Source organism: Acinetobacter sp. ANC_7553, from assembly GCF_056779895.1.
Genome location: NZ_JBWYIV010000003.1, coordinates 129,635 through 143,813, shown reverse-complemented (window position 1 = coordinate 143,813; position 14,179 = coordinate 129,635). Strand labels below are relative to the sequence as shown.

Below are 14,179 nucleotides of genomic sequence, written 5' to 3'. Positions count from 1 at the left end.
TATATTGAATATACCTAATACTGTACTGAATGATAAAGTTATCTGTTTATAGTGCTGGTGTGTGTATAGGTATCATACGTGCGGGATTCACTTTTTGGAATGCGACTGCGATTTCAAATAAAGTCGGCTCATCAAATTCACGAGCAATAAACTCGATGTTAACATTCATAGGATAACTACTGCGACTTGAGTTGACTGATTTAGCAGGCATAGATAATGCAGGAAAACCACTAAACGGACTTAGGCGATTATTGGTACCTGTGGTCGGGCTACTTCCTAAATTACCAGCGAACCCAGTAATAGAAGGGTAGGCTAAAGCGTCGTATTGTACGCCTTTACGAGTACCATCTAGTTCAACATTATTTAAAGCGCTGTTCATGCGTAAGCGCACGAATGGACTTCTTTCAATGGTGTTGCGCTCATAATTCTCAATATATGAAGCACTTGTTGGATCAGAATTATAGCCACTGAAGTTACGGATCATTAGTTCACTAGCGAGTAAATCTTCATACGATTGGTAAATACTTCTTGTGGTCTTTAAATACTCTGTAAGTGATATTTTAAATTCAGCACTTGAAAGACTCGAATAACGTGTCAAAATTGTATTTAGATCGCTTATTGTAACTATTTCTACAGTTGCTCCAGCCTCTTCAAGTTTAGTAATTGCGTTGTCCATTGCTTCTTTAACGAGATTGTAGTCTTCTTTCTGTTGAGTGGTTGAACCTTCGGAAGGGTAAAGTGCTTGTACTATACCAATACGCTTTCCTGCAAGACTTACAGTGTCATGAGGAACGTAGCTATTCGGTTGATTAATCAATTCGCGATAAGCAGACTCTGATTTTAGAAGAGGAGAAGTACGTGCAAATTCACTGCGTTGATTTGAACTTAATGAGCTATCGAATCCGATCATTGCATCCATTAACTTTGCACAGTCAATAGCTTGTCTACACATTGGTCCAGCAGTATCTTGAGTTGGTGCCAGTGGAATAATTCCATCTTGGCTCAAAAGACGTAAAGATGGTCGTAAACCGACAAGACCCTGTACTGATGAAGGCACACGAATTGACCCTCCCGTATCAGTTCCTATTCCCACCATTGCAAAACTTGCAGATATGGCAGCGCCAGTTCCTGATGATGAACCACCTGGGCCTTTACTTAAGTCATACACATTTTTAGTTTGATCACCTAGAGTTGATTTTCCACCAAAGCCGAAAGCGAACTCATCAAGATTGGCTTTTCCTAAAATGATTCCGCCATTTTCTTTGATATTTTTTATGATATAGGCATCATCATGTGGAAAATTATCTTTTAATGCTACAGAACCTGCTGTGTTCGCCATATCTACAGCATCAATATTGTCTTTAGCGAGTACAGTGACACAGTGAAGAGGTCCTGAAAGTTTCGAATTTTTTGCAAATTGTTGGTCGAGCACTTCTGCTTCTTTAAGTGCATTTGGGTTTAAAGAAATAATGCTATTGAGCTCTGGACCTTGTCGATCGTAAGCTGATATACGATTTAAATATCCTTGCACAACATCAACACAAGATGAACCTTTGCTTAAAATCGAGTTATGCAAATCACTAATGGTTGCTTCTACAGGATTAAACGGGACAGGAGGCGGCGTGTTAGAATTATTTGTGCTACTTTCATTGTCACCACAGGCTGTTAAGAAAGTTGCTATCGTGACAACAAGCAAAGTTTTTTTAAATGTGATCATGTGCATTCCCCAGATTAAGTTCAAACTGGTTAAGCAATGAATGTGCCACTCTAAAAATGAATGAAATTTACAGTTTTATGCTCCAGAAAATAGCTAATAACCATTGGTATAAATAAAATGCGTTAATTTAATGCGAATAAAATTATTTGAAAAATAATGTATTGTTGGGATTGAGCTTTTGAAAGCTGCGCTTTTAAAAATAATTTTCCCTTAAACTTTAGCTTAAATTTTTCGAATTGATTTTTTTTAATACGATTTTTAAGGTATAACTTTAATAGATGGATTTAAGTTGTATACAAATTAAAAAATATTTTGCAGGAATGATTAGGTCAAGCCATGATTGACAATATTGATCAAAAGTATCAGCAACTCTCTTCAGCACAAAAAGACATTTTTGCAGGTTATGGTTTACGTCAGGTGAAACATTTTGTGGAAATCAATTTACCGATGATTGAGGCCGCTCTACCTAACAATGCCTATGTGCAGGGTATTAATACTGAAGGAAAAATCCAAGCGATTGATCCAATAGCATCTAAGACTTATTTGTGGATTTCTGATCAGCAATGGCAAGAAAGACCTATTGCAGATCAAGGAGTTGATTTGAAAGAAGACTTTATTGAAGTTTGGAAAATTTTTGAACTAGAACAATATCCTATTATTGAATTGAGTCACGTCCATCGTGATTACTTGGCGGCGCTCAATCAAGTTTGAAAAAAATCATTTAAAAAACAGGGCTAATAATTTTAGCTCTGTTACTTTATAGAAAATTAAATTTACCCATTTCCAACAACTCAATACATAAAGATAAAATTATTGATTAAATAACGTTCAATTTTGTTTCATATATTTATTCTGCTCATTCGATTCAGTCAAATTCTTTACACTTGTCTAGTAATTTTGAATTTTTTTGGAGAGGGGTAAATGATTAAATTTCATGAAAATAATATCCATGCCGCCATTTTTGATATGGATGGCACAATGTTTGATACGGAGCGACTTCGTTTTCAAACTTTGAAGCAAGCATCATTAGAACTCATTGGTGTCGAATTTACAGACGCCTATTTATTATCTTGTTTGGGTTTAAGTGCTCGTAGTGCCGAAAAACTGGCAAATCAGCAATATGGTCAAGAAGTGCCGTATGCGGAAATTAGAAAGCGAGCAGATCAGCTAGAACTTGAGCATGTAAGAAAATACGGAGTGCCGATTAAATTTGGACTCATGCAAGTTCTTGAACGTTTAAGAAAGTCCAATCTGAAAATGGCAGTAGCAACTTCGAGTCGACGTGAAATAGCTGAAGAGTATTTAATCAATGCCAATGTATATAAGTTTTTCGACATTATCGTATGCGGCGATGAGGTTGATAATGGAAAACCACACCCAGAAATTTTCTTAAAAGCTGCTGAGCAACTGAACATTGATCCAACTTTATGTTTAATGTTTGAAGACTCAGAAAATGGAGTGATGTCGGCGTTTGAAGCGGGTGGATTAACGGTATTACTTCAAGATATCAAAGAACCTAATTCAACCATGCTCGAAAAAGCGAATTTCTTTTACGAAAGCATGCATGATTTTCTGGAAGATTTGAATCAATTTACACCAAAATTAAAAATGCCTGCTCTATTTGACTCTTTTCCTCAGACTTTAAATCAGCATGTCGTGGGGATACATGGTTTTGGGGCAATAGGTGGTGGCTATATTGCCCAAGTATTGTCTCATTGGGATGGATATACTCGACCAAAACAAATCTATGCTTCAACGCGGAATTCACTCTATAGAAATAGTGTGAATACTTTTGGTGGTTACAGTATTCGTTATGGGCAACACTCTCATGACGAGCGAATAGACAATATAACCGTCATAGATGCATCAAATATTGAAATGATGCAGCACATGTATATTGAATCAAGTTTAATTGCACTGTGTTTACCTGAAAAGGCAATCGAGCAAGAGGCTAAAACCATTGCTCAAGGGTTGTATGCGCGTTATATCCATTTTGAAGAACAGTTGAATCCTCTAACAGTTTTAATTGTTTTGAACAAAGTAGGCGCAAAATCATTAATTGAACAACAGATTTGTAGTGCTTTGCATGAAATTACGGATGCGAAGACGGTCAATATCATCATGTCGCAGCACTATTTTTGCGATACAGTAGTCAATCGAATGGTAGCGAAAATTACAGATCAAAAATTATTTAGACAGTTAAAAATCAAATACAACATTTTTAGACATGTGCAGGATGAGCATGATTTAGACGTGACGGATGTGGATGAAGGGACGCGTTTAAATGCTGAACAAGAACAATTGGCTACTCAGTATATTGACGATCTATACGAAAAATTCAAATCGGCGCATATTCTACAGAATCTAGAATTAATCTTATTCCATGCCGAAACAGATATGCCACTTTATGTAGAAAATAATAGTCCTTTATTAGAAAAAATGCGCCAAATGATTCTGGTTGAAGAGATTGAAGAGATACAGTTAATCAAAAATCGCATGTGGAATGGTGTGCATGCAATGACAGCATGGGCTGCAAGTTTTCGACAATATGAAACAATCGGGATTGCACTGTCTGATGAGCAAATTTCTAAATTTATGTTGGCAGTACTCCATGAGGTTAAAGTTGGATTAAAGGATCTACTACCACATCGAAAAGAAAATTTAGAATTGTTGGCGAAGAGTTTTATCGACTCTTGTGAGACGGCTTATAAAGACCCATGTGATCGAGTGGCACGAGACCCATATCGTAAGTTAGGTTTTGGTGAGCGGGTACTATCTTCATTGGCATACAATTTTCAACGTGGCAAGCCTTATCAGGAAATTTTCAAAGGGCTTGTATTGGGTTATGCATACGTTATATTGAAGCAAAATCAACGATTTGAAGATGTGATTCGGCATTTTGCTCAGCAACTTAGTCAAACTGAATTGGAACTTGAGGATCAATTGTATTTACAGGAAGAGCTGAAACGGAGACTCAAAATTTGTGATCCTAAATTGAGTGAATCGGTGAATGAGCATGCACTTTTAGAAAATATTTTGAATGAAAAAATCGAGGTTGAAAAAACTTAAAGTATTGAACATTCGACTTTTTGACTAGATCAAAATGGATAATCGGTCCGATCTGAAAAGTCAGTCGGATCGATTGCTTTATGGTATTAAATTGATTGCAGGGGCAGTTGATAGCTTTGTTTAATGATTTGACTGGGTAAATCCGTTTTCACACTGGTAATCCCATTTTTTTTGGTTAAGTGTTCTGACTGAAATTTACGATAGTTCTCCAAATCAGGTACGACAACTTTTAACATCGCATCACATTCGCCCAAAATAATATAGCACTCCATGACTTGAGGGAGTTCTTTCATCGCTTCAATAAAAGTATCGATGGTTTCAGCGTCTTGTCCCACCAACCAAATACGCGAAAATAGAATAAGTTGTAATCCGATTTTTTGAGGATCAACAATGGTTGTGTATTGCTGGATGACTCCAGCATCTTCGAGAATTTTTACGCGTCTTAAACAAGAGGATGGTGATAAGCCAATCTCTTTGGCTAAATCATTATTTTGAATTCGACCGTTGGTTTGAAGTTCATGAATGATACTTTTATCGATACGATCTAATTTAACTGAAATTGATTTAGATATTATTTTCATATATTAGAATTAAATTCTAAAAATTAAAGAATAAATAGAATATTTGAAATCCTATTTTATGTAAATTCGAAGATACTTTTTTTCATTTTCATTAATGATGGAAGAAAGAAAATGTCTACCTATTGGTTATTTGCTTTGACAGTTATCCCTCTTATTTTTACGCCTGGTCCAGATATGTTATTTATTCTGTCACAGGTAATGGGTAAAAATGCGAAAGCAGGCGTTATGGCGACTTTAGGGGTGTGTTTGGGTTATTTCGTCCATTCTTTTTTAGTCGTTGTGGGTATTGCGGCTATCATTATTTCTTTCCCTATTATTTTTGAAACGATCAAATGGTTAGGAATCTGTTATTTGCTTTATTTGGCATTTAATTTGATTCGATCTGCGCTTAATCACAAAAATATTGAAATTAAACAAAGTCAGGTCAATAGTCCGATTCGACGCGGTTTTATAACATCCCTACTTAATCCTAAAGGTATGCTTATTTATTTTGCGATTTTGCCTCAATTTATTAACCAGCATACCTCTTCGATTATGGGACAGGGGATTGTCTTATCCCTAATCTTCATTGGATTATGCTTAATTATTTATTCATCATTGAGTTTTGTATTTGCATTTTTGACACAGAAAACAGGGATAAATGAAAAACGTCAAAAATGGATTGATGGTGGTTCGGGAGTGATGCTTTCATTGGCAGCAACATGGCTCATTGTGAATTAACATTAAAAAAGCGCAAACTAATGTTTGCGCTTTCTATTCAAATAGAATTAACTTTGGTTAAATTATACTCAAAAAGAATAGCTGTTATTGTAATTTTTGCTGTCTGTTATGACATTTTTTACCTCAAATTTGGTGACTCACGCCAACGCTTTTCAACGTAAAATAAGAGTCTACAGCATCAATTCAACTGATGTAGTTAATAAATTAAAAAAATATTAAAAATCAAAGTTTAATTTTTTACAAAAAATATTGAAAAGCTGACAAATTTATTAACAAAATAATTTTGTGAACGCTCCGTTCAACGAAAATTACGCTTTTTTACAGCAGTTTTGTGAATTGTGACTTGACCGAAATGCCAAACACATTGCAAGATAGGACACCTAAAAATTTTAAATGAAGAGTTATTATAACTTTTCTGAATATTTACTTCTGTTAAAACAGCCGAGGATTACATGAAGGCTCTTGTTGCTGTAAAACGTGTGGTTGATGCCAACGTTAAAGTTCGCGTAAAGCCGGACAATAGTGGGGTTGACCTTACTAACGTTAAAATGTCAATTAACCCATTCTGTGAAATCGCAGTGGAAGAAGCGGTTCGCTTAAAAGAAAAAGGAACTGTTTCAGAAATCGTTGTTGTTTCTATTGGTCCTAAAGAAGCGCAAGAACAAATCCGTTCTGCAATGGCGCTTGGTGCAGACCGCGGTATCCTAGTTGAAGCTGATGATAGCCAACTTGGTGCTTTAGAAGTTGCGAAGATTCTTAAAGGCGTTGTAGACGCTGAACAGCCACAACTTATCCTTCTTGGTAAACAAGCAATTGATGACGACTCTAACCAAGTTGGTCAGATGCTTGGTGCATTACTTGGTGCTGGTCAAGGTACATTTGCTTCAGAAGTTAAAGTTGAAGGCGATAAAGTGCAAGTGACTCGTGAAATCGACGGTGGTTTACAAACTGTTGAACTAGCACTTCCAGCGATCATTACGACTGACTTACGTTTGAATGAGCCACGTTATGCTGCTCTACCAAACATCATGAAAGCACGTAAGAAACCGCTTGATACTAAATCTCCTGCAGATTTTGGTGTTAATCCTGCAACTAAGCTTAAGACTGTTAAAGTTGAAGCGCCTGCTGAACGTAAAGCTGGTGTTCAAGTGAAGTCTGTTGATGAGCTTGTTGAAAAACTAAAAAATGAAGCGAAAGTGATCTAATACAGAAGGATAAAAATCATGAGTATTTTAGTAATCGCTGAGCACGACAACAAAGCACTTAACGGTGCAACTTTAAACGTTGTAGCTGCGGCTCAAAAAATCGGTGGTGATATCACTGTATTAGTTGCTGGTTCAGGCGCTCAAGCAGTTGCTGATGAAGCTGCTAAAGTTGCTGGTGTAAGCAAAGTTCTTTTAGCTGACGATGCTGCATATGCAAACCAATTGGCTGAAAATGTAGCGAAGCTTGTTGCTTCAATTGGTACAGGTTATTCACACATTCTTGCGGCGTCTACAACGACGGGCAAAAACGTACTTCCACGTGCTGCAGCACTTCTTGATGTAAGTATGATTACTGACATTATTGCAGTTGATAGTCCTAAAACTTTCAAGCGTCCAATCTATGCTGGTAACGCGATTGCAACTGTAGAGTCTGGTGAATCAGTTGTTGTTGGTACAGTTCGTGGTACAGCGTTTGATGCAGTTGCTGCTGAAGGTGGATCTGCTGCGGTTGAAGCTGCAACTTCTACTGGTGATGCGGGTATTTCTAAGTTCGTATCTGAAGAAATCGTAAAATCAGAACGTCCAGAATTAACAGCAGCTCGCATTGTTGTATCTGGTGGACGTGGTGTAGGTTCTGGTGAGAACTACCATAAAGTACTTGATCCATTAGCTGATAAGCTTGGTGCAGCTCAAGGTGCATCTCGTGCAGCAGTAGATGCTGGTTTCGTTCCAAACGATATGCAAGTTGGTCAAACGGGTAAAATCGTTGCGCCAGACCTTTATATTGCTGTAGGTATCTCTGGTGCGATTCAGCACTTGGCAGGTATGAAAGATTCTAAGGTGATCGTTGCGATCAACAAAGATGAAGAAGCTCCAATTAATGCAGTAGCTGACTACTGGTTAGTAGGTGACTTAAATACAGTGGTTCCAGAATTGGTTTCTAAAATCTAATTCCTGAACACAGTTTAAAAATGCTCTTGTGCAAGCAGTGAAAGCAATGTTTTACTGCTTTGTGTAAGGGCGTTTTTTTATGCAAAAATTTTAAAAGTGCTCGACAGTCGAAACTAGAGTATTTCATTTGTATGAAAAGTGATAAAATCCCAGTTTGCTTTTTCATCTGTTTTTAATCATGCCCTTTTCCAAAGCAGCCCATATCCTGTTCATTAGTTTTCTGCTGATTGCGCTTTATCTTGGTATTTGTATTCATACTGCCTTGAATGCACCGCCTGAGGTGACTCAGTATTTATTTAGTGAGTCAGGCGCTTTTGAAGTCATGAGTCCATGGTTATGGTACTTGCTGGCAGTGCTGTGTTTGCTTAATGTTGAAATCAAACCCCATACCCGAGTATTTACGGCTATAGCAGCGACATTGTTGGGATTACGGGAAATGGATTTTCATAAGCAGGTGTTTGAAATGAGTTTTATCAAAACTAATTTCTATCGTAGTGCTGAAATTCCGCTCATGGATAAGCTACTCGGATTTATTTTATTGCTCGGCATTATCTTTGTCTTTCTGGTATTGGCGAAAAAATTGGTTCAAACCATACGAAGCATGAAAGATTCATTGAATATTGCACATTTTTTTATTTTCCTCACCATTGCCTGTGGCGGACTAAGCAAAGTGCTGGATCGCACGACCTCAACCCTGAAAGATGAATTCGGCATCCAGTTGGTGCTGCATACTCAAATCATGATTATGACCATTGAGGAAGGGGTGGAGATGTTATTGCCAGTTCTATTGATTGTGGCTGTGCTGAGCTATCGTAAAGTACTGAACCAGGCACAATAAAAATATAGAAAAAATTATGAAGATGCGCCAGTTGATTGGCGCATTTTTTTTGTACTAATGTATTTCTCAAAATTTTGGATATTGAAAAATCCTGTCTGGATGCGCTAATTTTTGGTTTTGAAATAACAAGAAAATGATCGCTAAAATGAAGATAATTAACAAGGTTAGGCTGAATATTTCGACACAAAAATACAAGTGTTTATGCTATAATTTAGGGCTGTATTTTAGTTTTAACTCAGTCGTTTGAGTTAATGATTTTGCTAGTTTTACGACATATAAATACAAGCCAAAATTGGCTTGTAGAATAAGGAGTATGCATGAGCGTATCGGAAATTAGACCGATTGCCATTGAGGATGAACTTAAAAGCTCATATCTCGATTATGCGATGAGCGTGATTGTGTCACGTGCATTGCCCGATGTACGAGATGGTTTAAAACCTGTTCATCGTCGTGTGCTTTTCGCAATGCACGAATTAGGCAATGACTATAACAAAGCTTACAAAAAGTCTGCACGTGTAGTCGGTGACGTGATAGGTAAATACCATCCTCATGGTGACTCTGCTGTATACGAAACAATCGTTCGTATGGCACAAGATTTCAGTTTACGTTATCAGTTGGTTGATGGTCAGGGTAACTTCGGCTCTGTTGATGGTGACAGTGCAGCAGCGATGCGTTATACCGAAGTGCGTATGCGTAAATTAACGCATGAACTGTTAGCTGATTTAGAAAAAGATACAGTAGAGTGGGAAGATAACTACGACGGTTCAGAGCGTATCCCACAAGTTATGCCAACTCGTGTGCCAAATTTACTCATTAATGGTGTCACGGGTATTGCTGTAGGTATGGCAACCAATATGGCGCCGCATAATATGACTGAAGTGGTCAATGCGTGCTTAGCCTATGCCAATAATCCGAATATCACTATTGAAGGATTGATGGAACATATTTCGGGTCCAGACTTTCCTACAGGCGGTATCATTTACGGTAAATCGGGTATTGTTGATGCTTACCGTACTGGTAAAGGTCGTTTATTTATTCGTGGTAAGTACCATTTAGAAGAAGACCAAAAAACAGGTCGTACGACGATTGTATTCACTGAAATTCCATATCAAGTGAACAAAGCAAAAACGATTGAACGTATTGCTGAACTTGTGAAAGAGAAGAAGCTCGAAGGTATTTCAGAGTTACGCGACGAATCTGATAAAGAAGGGATGCGTATTGCAATTGACTTAAAGCGTGGCGAAAACGCTGAAGTAATTGTTAATAATTTATTCCAAAATACTCAGCTTCAAAATTCATTCAGTATTAATATGGTTTGCTTGGATAATGGCCAGCCAAAGCTGATGAATTTAAAAGACATCATTGCTGCTTTCATTCGCCATCGTCAAGAAGTTGTAACACGTCGTACGATGTTCGAATTACGTAAAGCGCGTGAACGTGGTCATATCTTGGAAGGTTTAACGGTTGCTTTAGCAAATATTGATGCCATCATCGAAACCATTAAAACCTCTGCGAATCCGCAAGAAGCACGTGAACGTTTGCAAGCAGGGGAATGGTCTGCAGGTGGTGTAGTTGCTTTATTGGAAAAAGCAGGTTCAGTTTCTGTTCGCCCACATGAGATTGAGGGTGAAGATCCTAATAAACCGTTTGGATTATCTGGCAATATTTATCGTCTCTCGCCGACTCAAGTGGGTGCAATTTTAGAATTACGTTTGCATCGTTTAACTGGTTTAGAACAAGATAAGCTGCATGCAGAATATTCTGAAATTTTGGCACAAATTGCAGAGTTGACAGCAATTCTTAATGATTTTGAATTGTTGATGAACGTGATTCGTGAAGAGCTTTCACTTATTCTTCAGCAATACGGTGATGAGCGTCGTACTGCGATTGTAGAATCTCGTGTAGATTTCTCTCGTGAGGATTTAATTCCAGAAGAACAAGTTGTTTTAACCGTTTCTCAATCAGGCTATGCGAAAACACAGCCACTTTCTGATTATGCTGCGCAACGTCGTGGTGGGCGTGGTAAATCAGCAACGTCTATGAAAGAAGATGATTACATTCAACATTTGATTGTGACATCTAACCATGCAACAGTTTTATGCTTTACCAATGTCGGCAAAGTCTATCGCTTAAAAGTTTTTGAAGTGCCTCAAGCTTCTCGTGGTGCAAAAGGTCGTCCTATGGTGAACTTATTGCCATTAGATGAAAATGAGACAATTACTGCTATTCTGCCAGTGATTGATGCACCGAAGAAATTTAAAGAACGTCTAGCCGATTTCCGTCAGTTTGTTAAATCTCATCAAGCTCAATTACAGCAAAACGAAATCATTGCTGCACACTATGATGCATTAGAAAAATCATTTGCTGATCTAGCAGATGGTGACGATCTATCGGACGAATTGCGTACACATCTGAAAGAGTTAGGAGTTGAATTATCAACTACAGATCTTGATGATGAAGTAGTAGTTGAATTTGCTGAGCTTGCAGAAAACTTACGTAAAAACTTCTATGTCTTTATGGCAACTGAATACGGTACGATCAAGCGAGTTGAACTTGAGCAGTTCTCTAATGTACGTTCAAATGGTTTACGTGCAATCGAGTTAGCTGGAGATGACCGTTTAATTGGTGTTGCGATTACTGACGGTGAACAACAAATTATGTTGTTCTCGAATGAAGGTAAAGCGATTCGATTTGCAGAAACTGATGTACGTGCAATGGGTCGTTCTGCGAAAGGTGTACGTGGTATGCGTGTCACCATTGGATTGGCTCAAGCGGAAGAAATTGAAGACAATGATGTAGATTCAGAAGATGAAGATACGGATTCTAATTTCTTAAGCCGTATTGTTTCATTAGTTGTTGTCCCGGCAACAGGTGAAGTGCTATGTGCTTCAGCTAATGGTTACGGTAAGCGTACGCCAGTGGATGACTTCCCGACCAAGAAACGTGGTGGTAAAGGCGTCATTGCGATCAAGACATCTGATCGTAATGGTGAGCTGGTTGGTGCCGTAGCGATCGATGTCAGTAAAGAAGTCATGCTGATTTCTGATGGTGGTACGCTAGTACGTACTCGTGCATCTGAAATTGCTCAGACGGGTCGTAATGCACAAGGTGTACGTTTAATCCGCTTAGGTGAAAACGAGACATTGGTTGGTGTTGAAGCGATTGAAGCTGTTGAGGAAGATGATTTTATAGAATCAGTTGAGGAAGATGATTTTATAGAATCAGTTGAAGGTGAAGAGGCTTCAATTGAATCTAATGAATCAGTAGATACTCAAGAAATTGATACGACTGATAGCGATGAAAAATCTACAGATGAGTAATTTGTAGGAATTAAAAAAGGACGCTGAAGCGTCCTTTTTTAATTAACAATAGTCTAAAAAAGAATTTTAATTAAAAATGAAACTCAAATTTAATTATAGCTTGCTGATTGTAATAGCACTGTTTATAACAGCATGTAGTGAACCCTTTCATTTCAGCTGAATGAAGGAGAGAGGGGAATCTGAGGAATATTGTTCATAAACAAAACATTCAGCTGTAAATACTGATGCGCTTTATGATGCAGTTCGAGATAAAAATAATGAAATGGTTGTTGAAATTGTAGATCAAGATATAAAAGATGGATTTTTATTACACAGTCATTTTAAAAGAGTCAGCTATGAATGATATGGTGAGATGTTTTAATTGTTCGCATGAAATGAAAGACAATACAACGAAATAGTCATAATAAATTTTGTCAGATTGAGAGCTGTTGTAGTGAGCGATTTAAACTTACTAACTACGGTGTCTCTCAAAATATAGTAAACATAAATCTCTGATAAATGTAGAGCTTATTGAAAAAATAGCTTTAGTGTGAAAACAAGATTGAAATTATTTAAGTTGAATATACTGCAAGCTATGGTTATCTGTGGTTAAATGCCATCATTTTATTGTGTTTCACTCTGAAAGGAAAAATCATGCGCGCGTACAACTTCTGTGCTGGTCCTGCTGCATTACCTACTGCTGTATTAGAAAAAGCTCAAGCTGAGATGCTTGATTGGCAGGGTAAGGGCCTATCAATCATGGAAATGAGTCATCGTAGTGCAGACTACGTCGCTGTTGCTGAAAAAGCAGAAGCAGACTTACGCAAGTTGATGAATATTCCTGAGAACTACAAAGTGCTTTTCTTACAGGGTGGTGCTTCTCTACAATTCTCTGCGATTCCATTGAATCTATTAGGGAAAAATAACAAAGCAGATTATATCCATACTGGCATTTGGTCTGAAAAAGCTTTAAAAGAAGCAAAACGTTATGGCGAAATTAACGTGATCGAAGCTGGCATTAAAGATGCAGATGGTAATCTTGCAATTTCTGATGAAAGTACATGGAGTTTATCTGCTGATGCTGCCTATGTTCATTATGCAGATAACGAAACGATTGGTGGTATTCAATTTAAAAATATCCCAAATACGGATAAACCACTGGTTGCAGATTTATCTTCTAGTATTTTGTCGGCACCAATTGATGTTTCAAAATTCGGTCTTATTTACGCGGGTGCGCAAAAAAATATCGGTCCTGCTGGTTTAACATTGGTAATCATTCGCGATGATTTATTAGACCAAGCAAAAGAAGAAATTCCGAGCATTTTGAAGTATTCAGCGCAAGCGAAGAACGATTCTATGGTGAATACACCGTCTACTTATGCTTGGTATTTATCAGGCTTAGTATTTGAATGGTTGCTTGAACAGGGTGGTGTAGAGGCAATTCATCAAGTGAACCAGCAAAAAGCTGAATTATTGTATGGTTATATTGATTCAAGTGACTTCTATGCAAATCCAATTGCGAAAGAATATCGTTCAATTATGAATGTGCCATTTACATTGGCGAAGCCTGAACTTGAAAAGCAATTCCTGAAAGAAGCAGAGGAAAATAATTTATTAAATCTTGCAGGACATCGTTCAGTAGGTGGTATGCGTGCGAGTATTTACAATGCAGTGCCACTTGAAGGTGTACAAGCTCTTGTGAAATTTATGGATGATTTTGCGAAGCGTAACGCTTAAAATCAGTCTGTAAAAAAAGCCTGTCATATGACAGGCTTTTTTTATGCACTAAAACGCAGATG

General features: G+C 37.6%; 10 protein-coding genes. 8 read left to right on the top strand and 2 right to left on the bottom strand.

Annotation, left to right across the window (positions count from 1 at the left end):
* Positions 1–46 precede the first annotated feature (46 nt).
* The gene (locus AC1M9I_RS03780) at positions 47–1,717 is read right to left on the bottom strand and encodes an amidase (RefSeq protein ID WP_481589704.1); all 1,671 of its coding nucleotides are present in this window, start codon (positions 1,715–1,717) and stop codon (positions 47–49) included.
* A gap of 336 nt (positions 1,718–2,053) precedes the next feature.
* Here AC1M9I_RS03780 and AC1M9I_RS03775 point away from each other — a divergent pair, with 336 nt between their 5' ends.
* Both AC1M9I_RS03775 and mtlD read left to right on the top strand, forming a co-directional pair.
* Complete coding sequence (locus AC1M9I_RS03775; protein WP_481588525.1) at positions 2,054–2,428, top strand: hypothetical protein; 375 nt, start codon at positions 2,054–2,056, stop codon at positions 2,426–2,428.
* Positions 2,429–2,638: 210 nt separating this feature from the next.
* Positions 2,639–4,786: a bifunctional mannitol-1-phosphate dehydrogenase/phosphatase gene (gene mtlD, locus AC1M9I_RS03770; protein WP_481610718.1), complete on the top strand. Its 2,148-nt coding sequence runs from the start codon at positions 2,639–2,641 to the stop codon at positions 4,784–4,786.
* An 86-nt stretch (positions 4,787–4,872) separates the two neighbouring features.
* Here mtlD and AC1M9I_RS03765 read toward each other — a convergent pair whose 3' ends face one another.
* Entirely contained in the window at positions 4,873–5,367 is a 495-nt protein-coding gene (locus AC1M9I_RS03765) for an Lrp/AsnC family transcriptional regulator (protein WP_092765973.1), read from the bottom strand.
* 111 nt (positions 5,368–5,478) lie between these two features.
* Here AC1M9I_RS03765 and AC1M9I_RS03760 point away from each other — a divergent pair, with 111 nt between their 5' ends.
* The 6 genes from AC1M9I_RS03760 (at position 5,479) to serC (ending at position 14,117) form a co-directional block, all read left to right on the top strand.
* Positions 5,479–6,087, top strand: coding sequence for a LysE family translocator (locus AC1M9I_RS03760; protein ID WP_179998480.1), 609 nt, complete (start codon positions 5,479–5,481; stop codon positions 6,085–6,087).
* A 452-nt stretch (positions 6,088–6,539) separates the two neighbouring features.
* Positions 6,540–7,292, top strand: coding sequence for an electron transfer flavoprotein subunit beta/FixA family protein (locus AC1M9I_RS03755; RefSeq protein ID WP_035266425.1), 753 nt, complete (start codon positions 6,540–6,542; stop codon positions 7,290–7,292).
* Positions 7,293–7,310: 18 nt separating this feature from the next.
* On the top strand, positions 7,311–8,243 hold the full coding sequence (locus tag AC1M9I_RS03750; protein WP_481588522.1) for an FAD-binding protein: 933 nt from the start codon (positions 7,311–7,313) through the stop codon (positions 8,241–8,243).
* Between the two features lie 178 nt (positions 8,244–8,421).
* Positions 8,422–9,081, top strand: a complete 660-nt coding sequence (locus AC1M9I_RS03745) for a hypothetical protein (protein WP_481610717.1) — start codon at positions 8,422–8,424, stop codon at positions 9,079–9,081.
* Positions 9,082–9,398: 317 nt separating this feature from the next.
* The gene (gyrA, locus tag AC1M9I_RS03740; protein ID WP_481610716.1) at positions 9,399–12,401 is read left to right on the top strand and encodes a DNA gyrase subunit A; all 3,003 of its coding nucleotides are present in this window, start codon (positions 9,399–9,401) and stop codon (positions 12,399–12,401) included.
* A gap of 633 nt (positions 12,402–13,034) precedes the next feature.
* Complete coding sequence (gene serC / locus AC1M9I_RS03735) at positions 13,035–14,117, top strand: 3-phosphoserine/phosphohydroxythreonine transaminase (protein WP_481610715.1); 1,083 nt, start codon at positions 13,035–13,037, stop codon at positions 14,115–14,117.
* The last annotated feature ends 62 nt before the right edge of the window (positions 14,118–14,179 follow it).

What these genes read in the sequence shown, in the direction of transcription:
- AC1M9I_RS03760 (WP_179998480.1), top strand. Translation starts at nt 5,479, where the DNA reads ATGTCTACCTATTGGTTATTTGCTTTGACAGTTATCCCTCTTATTTTT.
- mtlD (WP_481610718.1), top strand. Translation starts at nt 2,639, where the DNA reads ATGATTAAATTTCATGAAAATAATATCCATGCCGCCATTTTTGATATG.
- gyrA (WP_481610716.1), top strand. Translation starts at nt 9,399, where the DNA reads ATGAGCGTATCGGAAATTAGACCGATTGCCATTGAGGATGAACTTAAA.
- serC (WP_481610715.1), top strand. Translation starts at nt 13,035, where the DNA reads ATGCGCGCGTACAACTTCTGTGCTGGTCCTGCTGCATTACCTACTGCT.
- AC1M9I_RS03765 (WP_092765973.1), bottom strand. Translation starts at nt 5,367, where the DNA reads ATGAAAATAATATCTAAATCAATTTCAGTTAAATTAGATCGTATCGAT.
- AC1M9I_RS03750 (WP_481588522.1), top strand. Translation starts at nt 7,311, where the DNA reads ATGAGTATTTTAGTAATCGCTGAGCACGACAACAAAGCACTTAACGGT.
- AC1M9I_RS03755 (WP_035266425.1), top strand. Translation starts at nt 6,540, where the DNA reads ATGAAGGCTCTTGTTGCTGTAAAACGTGTGGTTGATGCCAACGTTAAA.
- AC1M9I_RS03745 (WP_481610717.1), top strand. Translation starts at nt 8,422, where the DNA reads ATGCCCTTTTCCAAAGCAGCCCATATCCTGTTCATTAGTTTTCTGCTG.
- AC1M9I_RS03780 (WP_481589704.1), bottom strand. Translation starts at nt 1,717, where the DNA reads ATGATCACATTTAAAAAAACTTTGCTTGTTGTCACGATAGCAACTTTC.
- AC1M9I_RS03775 (WP_481588525.1), top strand. Translation starts at nt 2,054, where the DNA reads ATGATTGACAATATTGATCAAAAGTATCAGCAACTCTCTTCAGCACAA.